At 41.4% G+C, this 20,288-nt stretch carries 15 protein-coding genes; 8 read left to right on the forward strand and 7 right to left on the reverse strand.

Annotated elements, in window-relative coordinates:
* The first annotated feature begins 268 nt into the window (after nucleotides 1–268).
* On the forward strand, nucleotides 269–580 hold the full coding sequence (locus OCV39_RS08800; protein WP_113797342.1) for a DUF1330 domain-containing protein: 312 nt from the start codon (nucleotides 269–271) through the stop codon (nucleotides 578–580).
* A 99-nt stretch (nucleotides 581–679) separates the two neighbouring features.
* Here OCV39_RS08800 and OCV39_RS08805 read toward each other — a convergent pair whose 3' ends face one another.
* Nucleotides 680–1,321 (reverse strand): TPR domain-containing protein, encoded by a 642-nt coding sequence (locus tag OCV39_RS08805; RefSeq protein ID WP_017054558.1) that lies wholly within the window; start codon nucleotides 1,319–1,321, stop codon nucleotides 680–682.
* Nucleotides 1,322–1,491: 170 nt separating this feature from the next.
* Entirely contained in the window at nucleotides 1,492–4,146 is a 2,655-nt protein-coding gene (gene gyrA, locus OCV39_RS08810) for a DNA topoisomerase (ATP-hydrolyzing) subunit A (protein WP_261888316.1), read from the reverse strand.
* Between the two features lie 336 nt (nucleotides 4,147–4,482).
* On the opposite strand from gyrA, the gene ubiG reads away from it, so the two are divergent.
* The 4 genes from ubiG (at nucleotide 4,483) to yfaE (ending at nucleotide 9,488) form a co-directional block, all read left to right on the forward strand.
* Nucleotides 4,483–5,220: a bifunctional 2-polyprenyl-6-hydroxyphenol methylase/3-demethylubiquinol 3-O-methyltransferase UbiG gene (gene ubiG / locus OCV39_RS08815; protein WP_261889501.1), complete on the forward strand. Its 738-nt coding sequence runs from the start codon at nucleotides 4,483–4,485 to the stop codon at nucleotides 5,218–5,220.
* Between the two features lie 486 nt (nucleotides 5,221–5,706).
* Entirely contained in the window at nucleotides 5,707–7,989 is a 2,283-nt protein-coding gene (gene nrdA, locus OCV39_RS08820) for a class 1a ribonucleoside-diphosphate reductase subunit alpha (protein WP_171756437.1), read from the forward strand.
* Between the two features lie 87 nt (nucleotides 7,990–8,076).
* Nucleotides 8,077–9,210, forward strand: a complete 1,134-nt coding sequence (nrdB, locus tag OCV39_RS08825; protein ID WP_017054562.1) for a class Ia ribonucleoside-diphosphate reductase subunit beta — start codon at nucleotides 8,077–8,079, stop codon at nucleotides 9,208–9,210.
* Nucleotides 9,210–9,488, forward strand: a complete 279-nt coding sequence (gene yfaE / locus OCV39_RS08830; RefSeq protein WP_171756436.1) for a class I ribonucleotide reductase maintenance protein YfaE — start codon at nucleotides 9,210–9,212, stop codon at nucleotides 9,486–9,488. The genes nrdB and yfaE overlap by 1 nt, the downstream gene beginning before the upstream one ends.
* Nucleotides 9,489–9,616: 128 nt before the next feature.
* Here the strand turns inward: yfaE and OCV39_RS08835 are convergent, their stop codons facing one another.
* A complete protein-coding gene (locus tag OCV39_RS08835) occupies nucleotides 9,617–9,865 on the reverse strand; it encodes a hypothetical protein (RefSeq protein WP_017054564.1) in 249 nt (82 codons plus the stop codon).
* 231 nt (nucleotides 9,866–10,096) lie between these two features.
* Nucleotides 10,097–11,338 carry a CinA family nicotinamide mononucleotide deamidase-related protein gene (locus OCV39_RS08840; protein WP_017054565.1) on the reverse strand — a complete coding sequence of 414 codons (1,242 nt, stop codon included), beginning with the start codon at nucleotides 11,336–11,338 and terminating at the stop codon, nucleotides 10,097–10,099.
* Between the two features lie 216 nt (nucleotides 11,339–11,554).
* Here OCV39_RS08840 and OCV39_RS08845 point away from each other — a divergent pair, with 216 nt between their 5' ends.
* The 3 genes from OCV39_RS08845 to OCV39_RS08855 all read left to right on the forward strand — a co-directional run bounded on the left by OCV39_RS08845 (nucleotide 11,555) and on the right by OCV39_RS08855 (nucleotide 14,487).
* Complete coding sequence (locus OCV39_RS08845) at nucleotides 11,555–12,439, forward strand: DUF3943 domain-containing protein (protein ID WP_040887335.1); 885 nt, start codon at nucleotides 11,555–11,557, stop codon at nucleotides 12,437–12,439.
* Nucleotides 12,440–12,652: 213 nt separating this feature from the next.
* On the forward strand, nucleotides 12,653–13,165 hold the full coding sequence (locus tag OCV39_RS08850) for a glycine cleavage system protein R (RefSeq protein ID WP_261888317.1): 513 nt from the start codon (nucleotides 12,653–12,655) through the stop codon (nucleotides 13,163–13,165).
* Between the two features lie 101 nt (nucleotides 13,166–13,266).
* Nucleotides 13,267–14,487 (forward strand): diguanylate cyclase domain-containing protein, encoded by a 1,221-nt coding sequence (locus OCV39_RS08855; protein ID WP_261888318.1) that lies wholly within the window; start codon nucleotides 13,267–13,269, stop codon nucleotides 14,485–14,487.
* An 82-nt stretch (nucleotides 14,488–14,569) separates the two neighbouring features.
* Here the strand turns inward: OCV39_RS08855 and nspC are convergent, their stop codons facing one another.
* From nspC to OCV39_RS08870, 3 genes are all read right to left on the reverse strand, one after another.
* Entirely contained in the window at nucleotides 14,570–15,703 is a 1,134-nt protein-coding gene (gene nspC, locus OCV39_RS08860; RefSeq protein ID WP_261888319.1) for a carboxynorspermidine decarboxylase, read from the reverse strand.
* A 72-nt stretch (nucleotides 15,704–15,775) separates the two neighbouring features.
* Nucleotides 15,776–17,020, reverse strand: coding sequence for a carboxynorspermidine synthase (locus OCV39_RS08865; RefSeq protein WP_017054570.1), 1,245 nt, complete (start codon nucleotides 17,018–17,020; stop codon nucleotides 15,776–15,778).
* Entirely contained in the window at nucleotides 17,020–19,917 is a 2,898-nt protein-coding gene (locus OCV39_RS08870) for a pyridoxal phosphate-dependent class III aminotransferase (RefSeq protein ID WP_261888320.1), read from the reverse strand. Before OCV39_RS08870 ends, OCV39_RS08865 begins: the two co-directional genes overlap by 1 nt.
* Nucleotides 19,918–20,288: the final 371 nt, after the last annotated feature.

The following is a 20,288-nucleotide window of genomic DNA, read 5'->3' on the forward strand; positions in this document are numbered from 1 at the left end:
GAGTTAAGTTCGATTCGCTAATATCACTTAAAGTCATTTCTTCTTTGGTACTATTTATTCATATCAAATAAGAAGCAAACAATAAGTATATTAAGACACATTCTCATTACGGTTTTGTTCGTATTCATATCAAGACAAATTCTATTATGGTCGTTTCAACCCATAATCATTGGATATTATTCCCCTTTTGAACCGCGACTATTTCCTGCAATATAAATAAATATCTACTCTATAATTAAACCAAAATCCAAATAAGAGAATCTATATTATGACGGTATTTTTCATTTTAAATTATGATGTTTCAGATCCAGAACAGTATTCGCTTTACAACCCAGGTTCGATTGGCATAACAGCAGCGACGATTGCTAAACACGGCGGAGAAATTCTTGTCGCCACGAATGAAGGGCATGTAGTTGATGGGGAAATGGCTCAGATGAAGGTTGTGGTTCAATTTCCAAATAAAGAAGCCGCACTCGCTTGGCACGACGACCCTGAATACGCAAAAGTGAAGCAAATTAGACTGAACTCCACGACAAACATCAACTCATTTATCGTGGATAAGTTGGTGTTACCAGAATAGAAGAATGAACATCTTAAGTGAATGAATAGCTTAGGTGGATAAATAGCACTCAACTTCCAATCTAGGAGCAGATTCTAGATTGGAAGTTGTATCAAGGTTTCAATTATTTACCAACTCCTTGGCTCGATTAATCGACTGAATCAAGCTTACCCTATCCACTTCTTGTCTTTCCGAATCCAGAATTTTTGTCCAAGTCTCTATGGCGAGTTGATAGCGGAAACTGATAAAATGATCATTTGCGACTAACATTAAACCCGTTTGGTTTTGTGGATCTAATTCAAAAGCAGCATCTAACAGTGCCACAACATCCGAACTCATTTGTTGCGAGCTAACGTAATAAAGTGCTGTTGCTTTTGCCGCATATTGACTTGCAGTTGGGCTCTCACTGAGTCGAATTGCGTAATCAAAACACGTCAGCGCCGATTGAAAATCATTTTCAAGAACGTAACCATGGCCAAGTTGAAACCACAGCTCGCCTTGATTAGGATCTTGTGTGAGTTGAGCTTGCAACTCCTCCTTCAATGTCATCATTTTCTGACTAGAGTGCTTAACTGGGGTATCCACTGCGACAGTTTGTACTGGCTGACGTAAGACAAACCACGCGAGTACACTTAACCCTACGACCCCGACGCCTAACGCTAGGGAGTACTTCTTCTGCTCCCCTTTTGGCGTCATTGCATAGATAAAACCAACGATAAATACACATGTCACAGTGATAAAAACGAATGTCCACTGTTGCATCATCTTTCCTCTCACTCTAATTATCAGTTTATGGTATATCAATTAGACACTTACAATCTGTTTTTGCTTGTAAATTGTAAGATTGATCAATAAAAGTCATGTATTTTATGGATAAAAAAACCGAGCACAAAGGCTCGGTTTTTGGGGAGAATGCTCAGTGAGTCTTGAGACTACTCTTCGCTATCGCTACCTTCAGTCGGAGCTTCCTGTTGGTCAGAAGATTCAGCGATATCACTAGCAGGTTGTTCACCTTCAGCAATATGACCTTCTACATCTTCGCCGTCCAAAACTTCAGACTCTTCGACTTCATCAATGCGTTGTAAACCAACTACATTTTCGTCTTCAGTCGTGCGGATTAGCGTCACACCTTGAGTGTTACGACCAACTTGGCTAACTTCAGAAACACGTGTACGAACTAGAGTACCAGCGTCGGTGATCATCATCATCTCATCACCTTCCTCAACTTGTACCGCGCCAACAACTGGGCCATTTCTATCTGATACTTTGATAGAAACTACACCTTGTGTTGCACGACCCTTCGTTGGGTACTCAGCAAGCGTCGTTCGCTTACCGTAACCATTTTGCGTTACAGTTAGAATGTCGCCTTCATTTGAAGGAACAATCAGAGACACAACTTGGTCATCTTCCGCTAGCTTCATGCCACGTACACCAGACGCAGTACGTCCCATGCTACGAACCTTATCTTCACTGAAGCGTACCACTTTACCCGCTTTAGAGAACAGCATGATGTCACTTTCGCCGTCAGTAATGTCAACACCAATCAGTGAATCTTCGTCGCGTAAGTTAACCGCAATTAAGCCGTTTGAACGAACGTTAGAGAAGCTTGCTAATGATGTCTTCTTAACGGTACCGTCACCAGTTGCCATAAAGATAAACTTATCTTCAGTAAACTCAGTAACTGGTAGGATAGCCGTGATACGTTCATTTTCTTCAAGTGGAAGAATGTTGACGATTGGCTTACCACGAGCGGTTCGGCTCGCTTGAGGCAATTGATATACTTTCAAGCGGTACGTTTTACCACGAGTAGAGAAACATAAGATATTGTCGTGAGTATTAGCAACAAGCAAACGCTCAATGTAATCCTCATCTTTCATCTTAGTTGCACTCTTACCTTTACCACCACGGCGCTGAGCTTCGTAGTCGCTAAGGATTTGATATTTCACGTAACCTTCGTGAGAAAGCGTCACTACCACATCTTCTTGAGTGATAAGATCTTCCATATCAATATCGTGCATTGCCGCTGTGATTTCTGTACGACGAGGGTCGCCAAAACCGTCACGAACTGCTTCTAGCTCTTCACGAATAACTTCCATCAAGCGTTCAGTGCTAGCAAGAATATGCATAAGTTCAGCAATAACTTCGAGCAAATCTTTATATTCATCTAAGATTTTCTCGTGTTCTAGGCCTGTCAGTCTGTGTAAACGCAGTTCTAGAATCGCCTGAGCTTGTTGCTCAGTTAAGAAGTATTGACCGTCACGAATACCAAATTGATCTTCTAACCAATCTGGACGAGCCGCGTCAGTACCTGCACGTTCAAGCATAGAAGCAACATTACCCAAATCCCATCCGCGAGAAACCAGACCAACTTTTGCTTCAGCTGGTGTTGCTGCGTTACGAATAAGTTCGATGATTTCATCGATATTGGCTAATGCTAGTGCTAGTGCTTCAAGGATATGAGCACGATCACGAGCTTTTTTAAGTTCGAAGATAGTACGACGAGTTACAACTTCACGACGGTGATCAACGAAACACTTGATCATCTCTTTTAGGTTAAACAATTTCGGCTGGCCATTATCAAGCGCAACCATATTGATACCAAAAGTCGTTTGAAGCTGAGTTTGAGAGTAAAGATTGTTTAGAACAACTTCGCCCACAGCGTCACGCTTACATTCGATAACAATACGCATACCGTCTTTATCAGACTCGTCACGTAGTGCACTAATGCCTTCAACTTTTTTGTCTTTTACCAATTCTGCGATCTTTTCAATCAAGCGAGCCTTGTTCACTTGATACGGGATTTCAGTGACAATAATGGTCTCTTTACCATTCTTCTCAACTTCAATATCCGCTTTTGAACGCATGTAAACTTTACCACGACCCGTTTTATAAGCATCAATGATGCCTTTACGTCCGCTGATCATAGCAGCCGTCGGGAAATCTGGGCCTGGGATGAATCCCATTAGCTCATCGATAGTAATGTCTTCATCATCAATAAACGCTAGGCAACCATCTACCACTTCACCTAAGTTATGCGGTGGAATATTCGTTGCCATACCTACTGCGATACCAGAAGCACCGTTAACCAATAGGTTCGGAATTTTTGTTGGTAAAACCGCAGGGATTTGCTCAGTACCATCGTAGTTAGGTACGTAATCTACCGTTTCTTTTTCTAAGTCAGCCAAAAGCTCATGAGCAATTTTCGACATTCGAACTTCGGTATAACGCATCGCCGCCGCTGAATCACCATCGATCGAGCCAAAGTTACCTTGACCGTCGACCAACATGTAACGAAGTGAGAATGGTTGTGCCATACGTACAATAGTATCGTATACCGCACTATCACCATGTGGGTGATACTTACCGATTACGTCACCCACTACACGGGCAGATTTTTTATATGCTTTGTTCCAATCATTACCAAGTACATTCATCGCGAACAATACGCGGCGGTGTACTGGTTTTAGGCCATCACGCACATCTGGAAGAGCACGACCAACGATAACTGACATCGCATAGTCTAGGTATGAACCTCGAAGCTCATCTTCAATGTTTACGGGCGTGATCTCTTTAGCTAGATCGCTCATAGAGCCATTTTCCCTCTATAGTCTGATCGTATTTTTAATACGTACAAGACCAAAAAATATAACACAAATTTACCTGATTCGGCATCACTTTCATCGTCCTTTTATCATGTTGTGAGCTTGGTGGCGAATCAATTGGTGAAAAATTGCACTGACGATTCATATCTTACTGAAAGTAGGTTGTTTTGCAGTCAATATAAATACATATTTTTGGACATTAAGCCACCACATGCAAAAACGACAATAACGCAATCTAGCATCATGGTTGCATTCTTCAATCTGACGTTAGACTATTACACCCATTCAGCACTTATTGTGAAACAACCTATGACGAAAAATATGATCAAAGATCAAGCATCAAACATCAGTTCTGGCAAACCTCAAAATGTCGACCCGTTAGAAATTAAGAAATTTGAAGATATGGCTTCTCGTTGGTGGGATCTCGAAGGTGAGTTCAAACCTCTACATCAAATCAACCCGCTGCGTCTAAATTATGTTTTAGAAAAAGCCGACGGTGTTTTTGACAAGACGATTCTTGATGTTGGCTGTGGAGGTGGCATTCTTGCTGAAAGTATGGCTAAAGAGGGCGCGATTGTTACTGGGTTAGATATGGGCAAAGAACCATTAGAAGTCGCACGATTACATGCATTAGAAACGGGAACAAAGCTCTCGTATATTCAAAGCACCATTGAGGATCACGCTCAAAGCCATCCCAATCATTACGATGTCGTCACTTGCATGGAGATGCTCGAACATGTGCCCGACCCACTCTCTATTATCCAGTCATGCGCAAAATTAGTGAAACCTGGTGGCCATGTCTTCTTCTCTACTCTCAACCGTAATATTAAATCTTATCTGTTTGCCATTGTCGGTGCTGAGAAACTATTAAAAATCGTTCCGGACGGAACTCACAACCATGACAAATTTATCCGTCCAGCCGAGCTCATCAAAATGGTAGACCAAACACCATTGCAAGAATTAGGGATCACAGGTCTACATTACAATCCGTTAATGGACACATATCGCTTAGGCCCAAATGTCGATGTGAACTACATTGTCCATACTCGATTAGTGTGATTTATTTTTCTCAAAAATATCTCTGAACTGAGTTGCATTTATCATATTTTTGATGCTCAGTTCAGCCTATTTTTCGTGCTCTAGATTCCATTTTGACCAACCCGTTTTTATTTTAACCACCACAAATCTGTTGCTCAGTTTGGTTCAAAGATCAAGGAATTTATTTTTGTTAATGGTCAAATTAAAAGCATCGGCAAACCATCAATTTCATTCAATCAAGTGCACCCTGTTACCATCAGTTAGTGGTTACTAACTGTTTTTTTTCTTTCCCCTACTTATCCACAGCCCTGTCCAAAACTGCTCCTTGAAAATAATCATAGATAGCACTATCTTGTAGCCACGAAACAACTTACCCCTATATCTTGTGTTTAGTCTACAATATATGGGTAGATTCAGATCACAAAGCCGCAGCGCAATTTACAATAATTGCAAACAAAAACACTCAAAATACGGCTTTTATCAGTTTTGTTAGGGAACTAAAGCAGAATGAACCAACAACTCACTGTCACCAAGCGTGATGGACGTAAAGAAAGCATTGATCTTGAAAAGCTACACCGTGTTATCACATGGGCAGCAGAAGGCCTTCATAACGTATCCGTATCTCAAGTAGAACTGAAAGCTCACATTCAGTTTTATGACGGTATTACTACTTCGGATATCCATGAGACCATCATTAAGTCAGCCGCAGATTTAATCTCTGAAGAGACACCTGATTATCAATACTTAGCCGCGCGTCTAGCAGTATTTCACCTTCGTAAAAAAGCATATGGCCAATACGAGCCACCAACTTTATACGATCATGTCTCGCGTTTAATTGATATGGGTAAGTATGATCAACACATCATGCAAGACTATACTCGCGAAGAGCTTAACCAACTTGATGGCATCATTGATCACCGCCGTGATTTGGATTTCTCTTATGCCGCCGTTAAGCAGCTTGAAGGTAAATACTTCGTTCAAAACCGTGTAACTAAAGAAATTTACGAGAGTGCTCAATTCTTGTATATCTTGGTTGCTGCGTGTTTATTTGCGAAATACCCAAAAGAGACACGCCTTGATTACATTAAGCGCTTCTATGATGCGGCTTCAACATTCAAGATCTCGTTACCAACACCAATTATGTCTGGTGTTCGTACTCCTACGCGCCAGTTTAGCTCATGTGTACTTATCGAATGTGGTGATAGCCTAGATTCAATCAATGCAACGGCGAGCTCAATTGTACGTTACGTATCTCAGCGTGCTGGTATCGGTATTAATGCAGGTCGTATCCGCGCTTTAGGCTCTGAAATCCGTAATGGTGAAGCTTTCCATACTGGTTGTATCCCTTTCTATAAATATTTCCAAACTGCGGTAAAATGTTGCTCTCAAGGTGGCGTTCGTGGTGGTGCGGCAACCGTATTTTATCCACTATGGCATGGTGAAGTTCAATCTCTATTAGTGCTTAAAAACAACCGTGGTGTTGAAGAGAACCGTGTTCGTCATATGGATTACGGTGTTCAGTTAAACAAACTGATGTACTCACGTTTGGTTGAAGGCGGAAATATCAGCCTATTCTCACCATCTGATGTACCCGGCCTTTACGATGCGTTTTTCGAAGATCAAGATGAATTTGAACGTCTGTATGTTAAATACGAAAACGATGCTTCTGTAAAACGAGAAACCGTTCGTGCAGTAGAACTATTCTCTCTCCTTATGCAAGAGCGAGCATCAACGGGTCGTATTTATATTCAGAACGTCGATCACTGTAATACTCATAGTCCATTTGACTCAAAAGTTGCGCCAGTTCGTCAATCAAACTTATGTTTGGAGATCGCTCTGCCAACTAAACCATTAACGAATGTTGATGATGACAGCGGTGAAATTGCACTTTGTACGCTTTCAGCATTTAACCTTGGGGCTATCGATTCTTTAGATGATCTTGCTGAACTGTCTGAACTTGTGGTTCGTGCTCTTGATGCTCTACTTGACTACCAAGACTACCCTTTGCCAGCGGCTTACAAGTCAACAATGAATCGCCGAACATTAGGTGTGGGTGTAATCAACTACGCTTACTACCTTGCGAAAAATGGTGTTAAGTACTCTGATGGCAGCGCAAACGCTCTGACTCACCGTACATTCGAAGCTATTCAATATCACTTGCTTAAAGCATCGGTTGAACTCGCGAAAGAGCAAGGTAAATGCCCTCTTTTTGACGAAACAAATTATGCGAAAGGTTTACTGCCAATCGATACGTACAAAAAAGATATCGATCTAATTTGTGATGAAGAGCTTCATTATGATTGGGATACTTTACGCCAAGAGATCATGACGCACGGCCTACGAAATTCAACATTAACAGCTTTAATGCCGTCAGAAACATCATCTCAAATATCGAATGCAACCAATGGTATCGAACCACCTCGCGGTTTTGTATCAGTGAAAGCATCGAAAGATGGTATTTTGAAGCAAGTTGTTCCTGATTTCGCGAATTTGAAAGACAACTATGAGTTGCTTTGGAATATTGGTTCAAACAATGGTTACCTTCACTTAGTTGGCATCATGCAGAAGTTTGTTGACCAAGCTATCTCTGCTAACACCAACTATGATCCAAGTGCTTATGACAGCGGTAAAGTACCAATGAAGAAGCTGTTACAAGACTTACTAACAGCCTATAAGTTCGGTGTGAAGACGCTTTATTATCATAACACTCGTGATGGTGCTAAAGATGACCAAGGTGACACTGCTCAGCCGGAAGATGATGATTGCGAAGGCGGCGGTTGTAAAATTTAACACCAATGTAGCCTACCTAACCACGGTAGGCTTTATTGCTTCAATCTAACGACTAGGTTGATAAGTTCACAAGATTTAGAGGTTCACATGGCCTACAGTACATTTTCTCAAAATAAAAACGATCAACTAAAAGAACCAATGTTCCTTGGTCAATCAGTAAACGTTGCACGCTACGACCAACAGAAGTTTGAAATTTTCGAAAAACTGATTGAGAAGCAACTCTCTTTCTTCTGGCGTCCAGAAGAAGTTGATGTATCAAGCGACCGTATTGACTACAACAAACTACCAGATCATGAAAAGCATATTTTCATCTCTAACTTGAAATACCAAACTCTGTTGGATTCAATTCAAGGACGTAGTCCAAACGTGGCTTTGCTTCCTTTAGTGTCACTACCTGAAGTCGAAACTTGGATCGAGACTTGGTCTTTCTCTGAAACGATTCACTCTCGCTCTTACACTCATATCATTCGTAACATCGTCAATGATCCAAGTGTTGTATTTGACGATATCGTAGAAAATGAAGAGATCTTAAAGCGCGCGAAAGACATCGCTCACTATTATGACGATTTGATTGCGACATCAAATGACTACCACCGTTATGGCGTAGGCAAGCACGATATTAATGGCGAAACAGTCGATGTAAACCTTCATAACTTGAAGAAGAAACTTTACTTGTGCCTAATGTCCGTGAATGCACTTGAAGCAATCCGCTTCTACGTAAGTTTTGCCTGCTCATTTGCTTTTGCAGAGCGTGAGTTAATGGAGGGTAACGCAAAAATCATCAAGCTGATTGCTCGTGATGAAGCGCTTCATCTAACAGGTACTCAGCATATGATTAATATTCTGCGTAATGGTCAAGATGATTTCTCTTTCATGCAGATTGCAGAAGAGTGTAAGCAGGACTGTTTTGACTTGTTTAAAGCCGCGGCAGAACAAGAGAAAGAGTGGGCAGAGTATCTATTTAAAGACGGTTCAATGATTGGTTTGAACAAAGACATTCTATGTCAGTATGTTGAATACATTACCAATATTCGTATGCAGGCTGTCGGTTTAGGCATCGCTTACCCACATGCGACTTCGAATCCAATTCCATGGATCAACGCTTGGTTATCATCAGACAACGTACAAGTTGCGCCTCAAGAAGCAGAAATTAGCTCTTACCTCGTAGGTCAAATTGATAACGAAGTAAGTGCAGATGACTTCGAAGGTTTTGAACTGTAATGCCAGCACTCAAAATTAACGGCTTGACCTCTATCCAGTCTAACTCATCTAGCACTCTACTTGAGGCCATGGAGCAATCAGGGCTCACCCCTGAGTATAATTGCCGAGATGGTCATTGTGGCGCATGTCGCTGCAAGCTAGAGTCTGGTGAGGTCGAGTATGTTGGTTTTGCAATGGCATATACGAACGATGACGAGATCTTACCTTGTGTCTGTCGAGCAAAAACGGATGTTGCGTTAAGTAGTGTGAACTATTCGGTCAAAAAACAGCGAGCTTAGATTCCATCTGATTTGCAAATTTTACACCTCGGCCAAGTATTCTCCCCTTCAAGACTTCCAAAAACGAAAGAGCCAACGCCTCACCGCGCTGGCTCTTCTTTTTTATTCCAAATATTACTCGTTTAACGTTATCCCACTTTAGTTTCGAGCAAGATCATATCCGCCGTATCGACTGAAACTGATTTATCCCCAATGTGTTTTCCATCATCATCAAACAGTGACAACCGATAACCTTGCTTAGGAAGTTGATGAAATGAACTCGGAAAACCACGCCATAATGAGACAATGTCTCCCTTGGCGCTATTGAAAATCTCCCCTAATACCACTTCCTGACTTGCGATTTGATACAAAACTTTTATTTTTGATTGTTGCTGCATCCTGCCTCCAGTCTCACTATCCATTGATGAGTACTAGAGTCAGTTTAACCGTTTATTTTTTATTCGCGCGTATCAAAAGTGAGACATAAAAATCATCCTAATAAAATCATTGAGTTAAGCGATAGATCGATTACTTATAGATAATTAAGATAAAGATAAAAAAAAGATAAGCTGATTTATCATCGGCTTACCTTTTTCGGCGCACAAAATTACAGCGAGCTGACTATGCGGTTAAGCTTGAATAACACTCACGGGTATAAACAGCTCTTTTATCCTATTCAGTGAACCATACTGAACAAACATCGGCTTACCTTCAAGGTGACGCCTCAACATATCTGACGCCACTGTACTGATGACTTTTCGAGCATCATTGCGGTTGTAGTCTCTTTTAAACTCAAGAACCTGCCCCCATTCACCAGTTTGTGTTGCTAGTGCAACTGAAAATTGATTTTCCTCTATTTTTCCAGTAACTAACGCAATATCAGTCGCACACTTTTCTCGTGTAGCCGCTGCTAAAGCAAACGCCGCGGCTAAAGGGTCTCCCCCATCACCTGGGGATTCATTTAACGAGCTCATTATCCATGAATGCCCACAACAGCTTTCAATAAGCTCATCACTCTGTAACCAAGAAGATAAGGAGCCTCTTGTGGATTGCTCTGAAATCGACAATGTCTTCTTTTGATCAACCAATAAATGCCCTAAGTGCGTCAACATAGGTTCATCTACACTGACAACATGAGCTTCTAGCAGCTTATAGATCATCTGCAGTAGTTTTATCCGAACTTCTAACCCATCTTTAGGGCCAAATAACTTGACCTCAATAAAAGGTAAATAGGAACGATAGCCAAGTTCGTAGCCAGCAGGTAACTTAAGTTGATCTAATGAATCAGAAATTCCTGACTCTGACAAACCAAAAGTAAATAAACGGCTGCATTCAGACTGCTCAACGTCTGGTTGAGACATCTTCAAATCGGGCAATATTTGATCTTGTACCATTCGCTTGAATTCACTAGGTACACCAGGAGTAAAATAGAAAATAGCATCGTTAATTTTCATTTTGAAGCCACAAGCAGTGCCTATCGGATTATCAATAATCTCGGAATTACTTGGCAACATCGCTTGTTTTAAGTTGCTGTCTGGCATTACCACACCTCTAGCACTAAACATCGCTTCAAGTTTTTTCAGCCAATCACTAAACAATACCAATTTTTCGCCAGAAGCATTAGCAGCAGCGGCAGCACTCATATCGTCAGTTGTTGGCCCCAAACCGCCATTTACGATAATCACATCGTAATTAAAGCTCAGCATTAAAAACTCTTCTGTGAGAGCACTAAGCTGATCACCAACGGTTGATCGCTTAGATAGCCCAAAACCGTGTTGATAGAATTTACTCGATAACCATGCAGCATTTGTATCAACAATGTCACCATGAAGAACTTCCTCACCAGTACTCAACATTGCAATTTTCAACATAATATATTCCTTTGGTGCACGATGACTTAATCGGGCATTGATACTCTGGGGGTATTTAAATGTCGCTGATCTAGTATCAGACAACGCTTTTACACAATAAGTTTCAGAAAAATTACCTATTTAGTATTTTCAAGCATGCTCTATTCATGGATAATTGCGATCTTGATCGTAATAACCCACTCTTTGGAGCAATCCGTGTCAAAGCAAACCGTATTAATGAAAACTATTGCAGGACTAGCACTGTCATCTTCTGTAACAGTCCACGCAAACAGCAATATTAGCCAAGATATTGAGTTTTCCTATACCGTTGATTGCAAACAAGAGTTTTGCCTAGATAATAACTCTTATCGTTACAACACAAGCAATTCTTATGCCCTAACGTCAGATCAAAGCTTAGATTTTTCAGAACCTGAACTGCCTTTGTATATGAATCCTCGCAGTGAGAAAGATTGGGACTACTTGAAAGGTCAAACTTACACAATTTTAGGTCTTAGCGTTGCGACTGTAGGTTTGATGACTTTACTTCCTGAAAGTATCACCAAATGGGATGCTGAAGATCGTGACTTAAGCAATATTGGCAGCAAATGGAAAGATAACGTCACTTCAGGCCCTACATGGGACCGCGATGAACATTTCCTTAACTATATTGCTCACCCATATTTTGGTGGTGTTTATTACACCGCTGCTCGCCATGCTGGGTTTAATGAGTTTGAGTCATTCATGTACTCGTTCACTATGTCCACATTTTTCTGGGAATATGGTGTAGAAGCCTTTGCAGAAGTACCTTCATGGCAAGATATTTTCATTACTCCTTTCTTTGGTGCTGTTGCTGGTGAAATCATGTTCGAAACAGAACAAGAGATTGTGGCGAATGGTGGTGAAGTAATGGGGTCTGAAACCGTTGGTGACGTATCACTCTTTTTCCTAAACCCAGTCGGTCATATCCATTACTGGGTAAGTGATGCATGGGGCGGTGAAGCCGAATTCAGCTTTAACAATAAGCCTTGGGGTAATAATCAAGATGCCGCCAAGTTTGCCCTTGATGCTGGTGCCGCGTACGACAATCAGTATTACGGCGTTGATTTAAAAATCACTTTTTAATATAAACATCTTCAATTTAAGCGGCACTCTGTTGCCGCTTTTTTGTGTCTGAGTTTTGATATTTGAGATTCCGACCTTCGCTTAGGCCAAAAAATTGATATTCATCAACTATTCCTACCACAGACCTTCTACACTAAAACCAAGGATATAAATAAAATAGTTATCAACCAGTAGGTTAGATGTATGACTGGTATTTAGAAGAGGGAATAAAATATGAATAGTACATTTATTGTAAATTTCGTCGGTAAAGCCTCACCAGCAACCATAAAAGAACTTGCAGCCACAACTCACGATAATGGTGGTAAATGGTTGATAAGCAAGGTTAATTTTATAGAAAGCCAAGTAGCCGCGGTGATTAAAATTGAACTTCCCGAAGCCAATGCCGAAACCGTCAAAGCCGTATTTAAAGCACAAAAAAATTTAATGGTCAATATCGTTGATTCAGCAAGCACTGCACATGAAGTTGATACCATCTATCAACTACGTCTTGATTCAAATGATCGAGCTGGCATCGTGAATGAAATTACACACGTTTTGGATGGACAGGGAATCAGTATTTTAGATATGGATTGCCAACGGGTATTCATCGCTGGTGGTGGTGGTGTGAGTTCGAGCTTATTCACATCGACTCTATCGATTCGCTTACCTGTGGATGTACAAATAGAAGATGTGGCAAGTGAACTAGAAGCATTAAGCGAAGATACACGAGTAATTTTAGAAGCATAACCATACAGGGTCTGAATAATTACGCCCCATTATGGATACTATTTGATATACCGTTCGCCATTCGATAGAATGATGAACGGTAAAAAAGGTATCCAATTAAAATGAAATCGTTAAAGTGTTTGTTGGTAAAGAATATTACGTCTGTAATATTTATTTATATTCTCTCTGTATCTTGCCTATTCCTCATTGGTAGCCAATATTATAAAGATTCCACTTATAAGCGTGTCGCACAAGATACGGCTATCATATACAGCAATACACTTTCACTTTTACATCAATATTACTCTGATGAAATTCTTCCGAGAGCTAAAGCATCAGGAGCAAAAACAAGCTTAAATTACTTAGATAATGATCATGATTTGCCTTTCCCTATCACATTCAGCAATGCTTTTGGTCAACGATTAAACAAGCAACTTTCTGATGTATCCGTTGAAATTTATAGCCAATATCCATTCGAAAATAGAAAAGACAGACAACTAAATGATTCTCAGAAATCTGCTCTTACTTATTTTGAACAAGGAAATACCGAAGATATTTTCAAGTATGAAAAAATGGATAGCGGCGAAAAAAACATGATCACCTTGATCACGCCAATTTATATGTCAAAACCATGCCTTAACTGCCATAACGCCATGTCAGATTACACTGGTATAACTTGGAAAGATGGCGACTTTCGTGGTGTTCGAGAAATCAGTTTCCCAGTTTCAACCGAAAATATATTCGAGAGTGACTACACCTGCTTAAGCGTAATCGTTGCCCTACTTGTATCTATCAGTGGTGTATTTTTAGTTTTACCTTTAGTGAAACAACTTAAAATATCTTTGAAACAGTCTCAAAGCCTCATGTCCGAATTAGAATTCCAAGCTTGTCATGACCCATTAACAAAAATCGCGAATCTAAATCAACTCACTAAGATGATGGACTTGGCTCTAAAGGACTCAACAAGTAACAATATCGGGCTGTTATTTATCGATCTCAATAAATTTAAATACATCAATGATACATGGGGGCACGCTGCTGGAGACCGAGTATTAATCAGTTGCGCTCAAGCATTAAAAAATGAGATTAGCTCTGAGTATACACTTGCTAGAATAGGTGGTGATGAGTTTGTCATCATGATTTCGAATGTAAGACACGATGGCGAAACAGAGCAGTTAGCTTCAAGAATAACAAAAGCGATGACCACCACAGTAGATTTTAATGGGCTAGATATCTCATATTCAGCCTCAATTGGCCATGTGGTACACACCAAAGCAGAAACGTCGGCGGATATGTTACTGAGCGCGGCTGATCATGAGATGTACAAAAATAAAAATAGCTAACAGAGCAGCGAATTGGAAAATACAAATTAAATTAGAGCAGCTCATTAGCTGCTCTTTTTATTTCTATGAATAATAAATTCTGTTACTTAACCGACCATTGTGACAATGAACGTTTAAAGTCTTCATAACCAAATTCATTCAGCATCTGAACCTCACCATTGCTGCGCTCGCAATAGATTGATGGCATTTTAAGGCCATTGAACCAGTTCAGTTTCACCATGGTGTAACCTGCACTGTCCAACAGATGCAGCTTTTGACCAATGTTCAGTGGCTCGTCAAAGCTTGCTTCACAGAACTGGTCGCCTGCAAGGCACGAACATGAACCAATCACATAATCATGGCTACCACTTTCAGACGCTTCTAATACTGATGCTGGCTCGTTATAGATAAGCGTATCAAGACGGTGTGCCTCAGTAGCTGAATCCACAATCGCCGTTTTTTTACCATTCTCAACAATATCCACAACGGTAACCACGAGATCCGTTGTTTTGGTGATAATCGCTTCACCTGGCTCAAGATACAGTTGTACACCATGACGCTCTGCAAACTCTTTTAATGCTAAGCCTAACGTATCTATATCGTAGTCTGGCCACGTGAAGAAAACACCACCACCTAAACTCACCCACTCTAGCTCATCAAGGTATTTTCCGAATTGAAGCGAGATTGAGTCAAGTAACCCTTTGAATGCAGTAACACTTTTATTCTCACAGTTCATATGGAACATGACACCATTCAGTGAGTCAAAAACGGCAGGATTGATTTGATCTGCCTGGACACCTAAACGTGAAAACTGACGCGCAGGATTGGCTAGATCTTGTCCTGCATAGCTCACTCCCGGATTTAAACGCAGCCCAATTGATGCTTTGCCTTCTACAATATGACGGTACGCAGCCAACTGGCTCTGGGAATTAAAGATCATTTTATCGCAAATATCAGCGACTTCACGCACGTCATCTTCACTGTAGCCCACACTATAAGCATGAGTTTCTCCACCAAAGGTCTCATGTCCAAGCTTCACTTCATATGGACCGCTACTGGTTGTCCCATCAAGATAGGGTTTGATAAGATCAAACACGCCCCACGTAGAAAAGCATTTCAAAGCCAATACTAACTTAACGCCTGAAATATCTTTCAAGTACTTCGCTTTTTCCAAATTTGCAACTAGCTTACTCTCATCAATTATAAAGTAAGGGGTTTTCAATTCACTCTTCTGCATCTTTATATCACTATTTAAATCGAACAAAGCCGATGCTCAACATCGGCTTGGAAGCAAATAATCTCTCAGTGATTATTTAAGAATATTGATATGCGGTTGACCGGGCTCTAGCTCTTGAACATGCCAATCTAGACCGATTTCAGGCATTGTTGCTAGGAACGGGTCTGGGTTTAGCTGTTCCATGTTGAACACGCCTTTGTCAGCCCATTCGCCACGGAAGAATTGCAGTGCTGCCGTGATCGCTGGTACACCAGTCGTGTATGAAATCGCTTGGTGCTCTACATCTTCATAAGCCACTTCGTGGTCTGCATTATTGTAGATGAACACACTACGCTCTTTGCCATCTTTCTTACCTTGAACCCACGTACCGATACACGTTAAGCCAGTGTATCCCGGAGCAAGTGAGGTTGGGTCTGGCAGTAGTGCTTTAAGTACATGCAGAGGTTGAACAACCGTACCATCATGCAAAGTCAGTGGATCTGGGCTCAATAAGCCAATGTCACGCATGCAATTGAAGTAGTTCAGGTATTTGTCGCCGAATCCCATCCAAAACTCAATACGTTTAGCTGGGATAAACTCTTGCATCGAGCGGACTTCATCATGTGCCATTGAGTACACTTTATGACTACCACAATTAGGGAAATCAAATTCCAACATACGAGTGTGGCAAGGGACTTGCTTCCACTCTTCGTTTTCCCAGTAGAAAGAGTCGCCCTGGATCTCTAACATGTTGGTTTCAGGATCAAAGTTTGTCGCAAACTTCTTACCGTGATCGCCATTGTTAACATCCATGACATCGATGGTGTCAATTTCATCGAACAAATGCTTAACCGCATAAGCAGCAAAAACACTCACAACACCAGGATCAAAGCCTGCACCTAAAATGCCAGTAATACCCGCTTTTTCGAACTTCTCACGGAAGCCCCACTGCCAATCATAAGCTTGAGGAACTTGTTGCCCTTCAGAACAAAGATCCACCGCCACTGAAGTATCTAAATATGACACCTTAGCCTGCAAGCACGCTTCCATAATGGTGATATTGACCCACGGAGGACCCGCGTTGATAACCAAATCTGGTTGTACTTCTTTAATTAATGCCACTAACGCTTCAACATCATCCGCATCGACTGCTCGAGCTTCTAATTTTTTCGATGGATCTTTAAGATTGTTTTTACCTTTGATTGATTCAATGATTTTCTCACACTTCGAAATGGTGCGTGATGCAATCGTGATATCACCAAGTACTTCATTATTTTGTGCCGCTTTGTGTGCAACAACCCAACCAACGCCACCTGCGCCAATTTGTAAAATAGACATTATTTATTTCCTTTTTCTACTAACTCAATGGCTAGTGTTTTAATCTTTGTAAGAAGTGAATCAAAATCTGATAGCGCAAGGCATGGATTCAAAATGGTAAATTTGAGCGCTGAATGCCCATCAACAACCGTTTCTCCCAACACTGCAACCCCTTTAGTTAGAGCCTCAAGCCTTAGATTTTTATTTAGCTGATTCAGATCTATGCAGTTCTTCGGTGTACTACGGAAAAGTACCGTAGAGAGAGAAGGCTCCGCGAGCAATTCAAAATCATTGCTGCCTCGCACTAAATCCGCAACGTCCAGCGTTTGCGCTAATAGATGATCGTACATTTGACCTAAAACTTGTGGCCCAACGTTTTGCATCGTCATGAAGACTTTTAGCGCATCGAATCTTTTCGTTGTCGCGATAGATTTATCGACTAAATTAGGTAATTCATCATGCTCACGATTTAGGTAATCAGCGTGATGAAGCAGATATTTAAAGTTCGCTTTATCTTTAATTAACACTGCTCCACAACTGATGGTTTGGAAGAACAGTTTATGGAAATCAACACTGACTGAATCAGCACGTTCAATGCCAGATAAACGAGTTTTTGAACAGCTAAGGATCAGTGCGCCGCCGTAAGCACTATCAACATGAAACCAAATTGAGTGCTGCTGCGCGATATCTGCAAGAGTGCTGAGATCATCAATCGCACCGTGGTCGGTGGTTCCCGCTGTTCCTACTAAAGCAAACGGGATCAGCCCTTCAGATTTAAGCTGTTCTATCGTGTCGATGAGTGCATCTGTTTTAATCGTGCCGTTAGGATGCGTATCCACACACGCCACTGACTTTTCTCCGAGACCTAATAACGATGCGGATTTCTGAACAGTAAAATGCGACTTGTTGGAACACAAAATACGTAACTTAGACGCATATTCAGGTAGTCCCAACTTTTGAATCGAGTGCTGATCGAACTTGTCGGCAATCCAATCTCGGGCTAATAGAAGCCCCATAAGGTTGCTCTGAGTGCCACCACTGGTGAAGACCCCATCGGCTTTCTCACCTAAATCGAATTTATCACACACCCAATCTACAACGCGTTGCTCAACATATGTTGCTGAAGAGGCTTGATCCCAAGAGTCCATTGATTGATTCAACGCAGCGATGATTGATTCAGCGGCAACAGATGAAAGTAAAGGCGGTGTATGTAGATGAGCGATGCAATCTGGGTGCTGAACGAATATTGAGTTTTTTGCCACAAGCTCGGCAGTGTCATCAATCACGTCTGCGAGTACTGCATTCTTGCTGTCCAAATTGACGTTATTGATTGCAGTTTCAAGAGCAAGAGGGTCCATTGCCGAATAGGGTGTTTCTACTTGCTCAAACAAGGATTTCATCGCTTGAGTGGTATGATTCATTACCGTTGCAAATTCTTGGCTACCAAATTCACCGGTGTGAATGAAGTGCTTTTTCCATGCTAGGTTTTCAGGCGTATTTGTCACCCCACCGCCTGATGCAATGATCGCCTCTTCTATTACTTTTAATGCAAAGTCGATCTGCTCAAACGAAATAATCAACGGCGGCAAGAAACGAATTACCGATCCATCACGTCCGCCTTTTTCGATCATCAACCCACGCTCTAATGCCGCACGTTGAATCGCAAGCGTTAAGTCGCCAGCAGAAGCAGGTTCACCAAATTTATTACGCTCGCCTGATGGCTGAACAATTTCGAGCCCGAGCATTAAACCTTTTCCGCGAACTTCACCGATGCAATTAACCTTGCTCTGAATTTTTTCAAGCCCTGAGCGTAAGTACTGCCCTGCAATGTTAGCGTGTTCGACAAGGTTATCTCGCTCAATGATCTCTAGTGCTTTAGCACCAGACACCATAGCTAATTGATTACCACGGAATGTTCCAGTATGTTCACCCGCTTTCCAGGTATCGATCTCTTTGCTAAACACTAAGAGAGACATTGGTAAGCCGCCACCAATGGCTTTCGATAAGCAGAGTATATCTGGCGTAATTCCCGCCTCTTCAAATGCAAAGCGATGACCAGTTTTACCAACACCACATTGGATCTCATCTAAGATAAGTAAAATTCCATGCTCAAGAGTAATTCGGCGTAACTCTTTCAGCCAGAATGCAGGGGCAGGAATAACACCGCCTTCACCTTGAACTGGCTCAACAATGATCGCCGCCGGTTTCATGATACCCGCTTCATCATCATTCAATAATCGTTCAATGTATCGAATGCTCTGCTTGGCACCTTCATCGCCGCCAATACCAAAAGGACAGCGCAAATTATATGGGAATGGCATAAAGTGAACATCAGACATTAAACCTGTTCTACGCGCTTTGGTGCCTAAGTTCCCCATCAGTCCCATGGTTCCGTTAGTCATCCCATGATAGGCACCACGGAATGCAAACATGGTATTACGACCTGTTGTTTGCTTAGCGAGTTTGATGGCAGCTTCCACAGCATCGGCCCCTGAGGGACCACAAAATTGAATCGATGAATTATGTGAAAAATCTTGAGGTAGAAATGCTTTCACCTGTTTGATGAAATGATTTTTAACCTCAGTAGTAATATCTAAAGTTTGATACGGTAATCCGGAATCAAGCTGAGATTTCAGTGCTTGATTGATCTCCGGGTGATTATAACCAAGAGCCAAGGTTCCAGCTCCGGCAAGACAATCTAAATAAATTTGACCGCGCGTATCTTCAACCAATGCACCAAATGCACGCTTGATTGCAATAGGCAGACGACGAGGATAAGAACGGACTTCTGATTCATGCTCAGCCTGGTCCAGCAACGCTTGGTCAAGCGTAAGATCATATAGTCCGTCAGTCACCGGGACTTGAATAGAAACTAAGGCATCAACACTCGATGCGTTGATATCAAAAACTGTACTCATACAAATACCTAAATATATAAGCCCTAAATTACGTTTATATTAGTGTGTAATAATAATTTTAGGGTAGCTAAAGCGCCGGATCTGCATATTGCGGATTCGGGAAAACGGTCATTCAACGATGACGAATTTAAACTTCAGGCGATCAAGGTTCTGTAATGATGCTACAGGTTGGAAGTATAAAGCTGATTTTTAAAAGCAGTTTAATTGAGTTCAATGTTGGGTTTCCCATTAACATGATGCATCGCACCATTAGTATCCCGTCTATTAGTTAAAAGGCTTAACTAATACCTACCCTACGCAGTTTCACAATCAGCAGAATGCTCACTACGCGTCTCCCCCAGATTCATTCCGAGATTGGGCGGAAAAGTAAC

The organism is Vibrio cortegadensis, assembly GCF_024347395.1.
Classification (GTDB): domain Bacteria; phylum Pseudomonadota; class Gammaproteobacteria; order Enterobacterales; family Vibrionaceae; genus Vibrio; species Vibrio cortegadensis.

Coding starts and splice junctions, on each gene's coding strand:
- OCV39_RS08800 (WP_113797342.1), top strand. CDS start 269: ATGACGGTATTTTTCATTTTAAATTATGATGTTTCAGATCCAGAACAG.
- OCV39_RS08805 (WP_017054558.1), bottom strand. CDS start 1,321: ATGCAACAGTGGACATTCGTTTTTATCACTGTGACATGTGTATTTATC.
- gyrA (WP_261888316.1), bottom strand. CDS start 4,146: ATGAGCGATCTAGCTAAAGAGATCACGCCCGTAAACATTGAAGATGAG.
- ubiG (WP_261889501.1), top strand. CDS start 4,483: ATGATCAAAGATCAAGCATCAAACATCAGTTCTGGCAAACCTCAAAAT.
- nrdA (WP_171756437.1), top strand. CDS start 5,707: ATGAACCAACAACTCACTGTCACCAAGCGTGATGGACGTAAAGAAAGC.
- nrdB (WP_017054562.1), top strand. CDS start 8,077: ATGGCCTACAGTACATTTTCTCAAAATAAAAACGATCAACTAAAAGAA.
- yfaE (WP_171756436.1), top strand. CDS start 9,210: ATGCCAGCACTCAAAATTAACGGCTTGACCTCTATCCAGTCTAACTCA.
- OCV39_RS08835 (WP_017054564.1), bottom strand. CDS start 9,865: ATGCAGCAACAATCAAAAATAAAAGTTTTGTATCAAATCGCAAGTCAG.
- OCV39_RS08840 (WP_017054565.1), bottom strand. CDS start 11,338: ATGTTGAAAATTGCAATGTTGAGTACTGGTGAGGAAGTTCTTCATGGT.
- OCV39_RS08845 (WP_040887335.1), top strand. CDS start 11,555: ATGAAAACTATTGCAGGACTAGCACTGTCATCTTCTGTAACAGTCCAC.
- OCV39_RS08850 (WP_261888317.1), top strand. CDS start 12,653: ATGAATAGTACATTTATTGTAAATTTCGTCGGTAAAGCCTCACCAGCA.
- OCV39_RS08855 (WP_261888318.1), top strand. CDS start 13,267: ATGAAATCGTTAAAGTGTTTGTTGGTAAAGAATATTACGTCTGTAATA.
- nspC (WP_261888319.1), bottom strand. CDS start 15,703: ATGCAGAAGAGTGAATTGAAAACCCCTTACTTTATAATTGATGAGAGT.
- OCV39_RS08865 (WP_017054570.1), bottom strand. CDS start 17,020: ATGTCTATTTTACAAATTGGCGCAGGTGGCGTTGGTTGGGTTGTTGCA.
- OCV39_RS08870 (WP_261888320.1), bottom strand. CDS start 19,917: ATGAGTACAGTTTTTGATATCAACGCATCGAGTGTTGATGCCTTAGTT.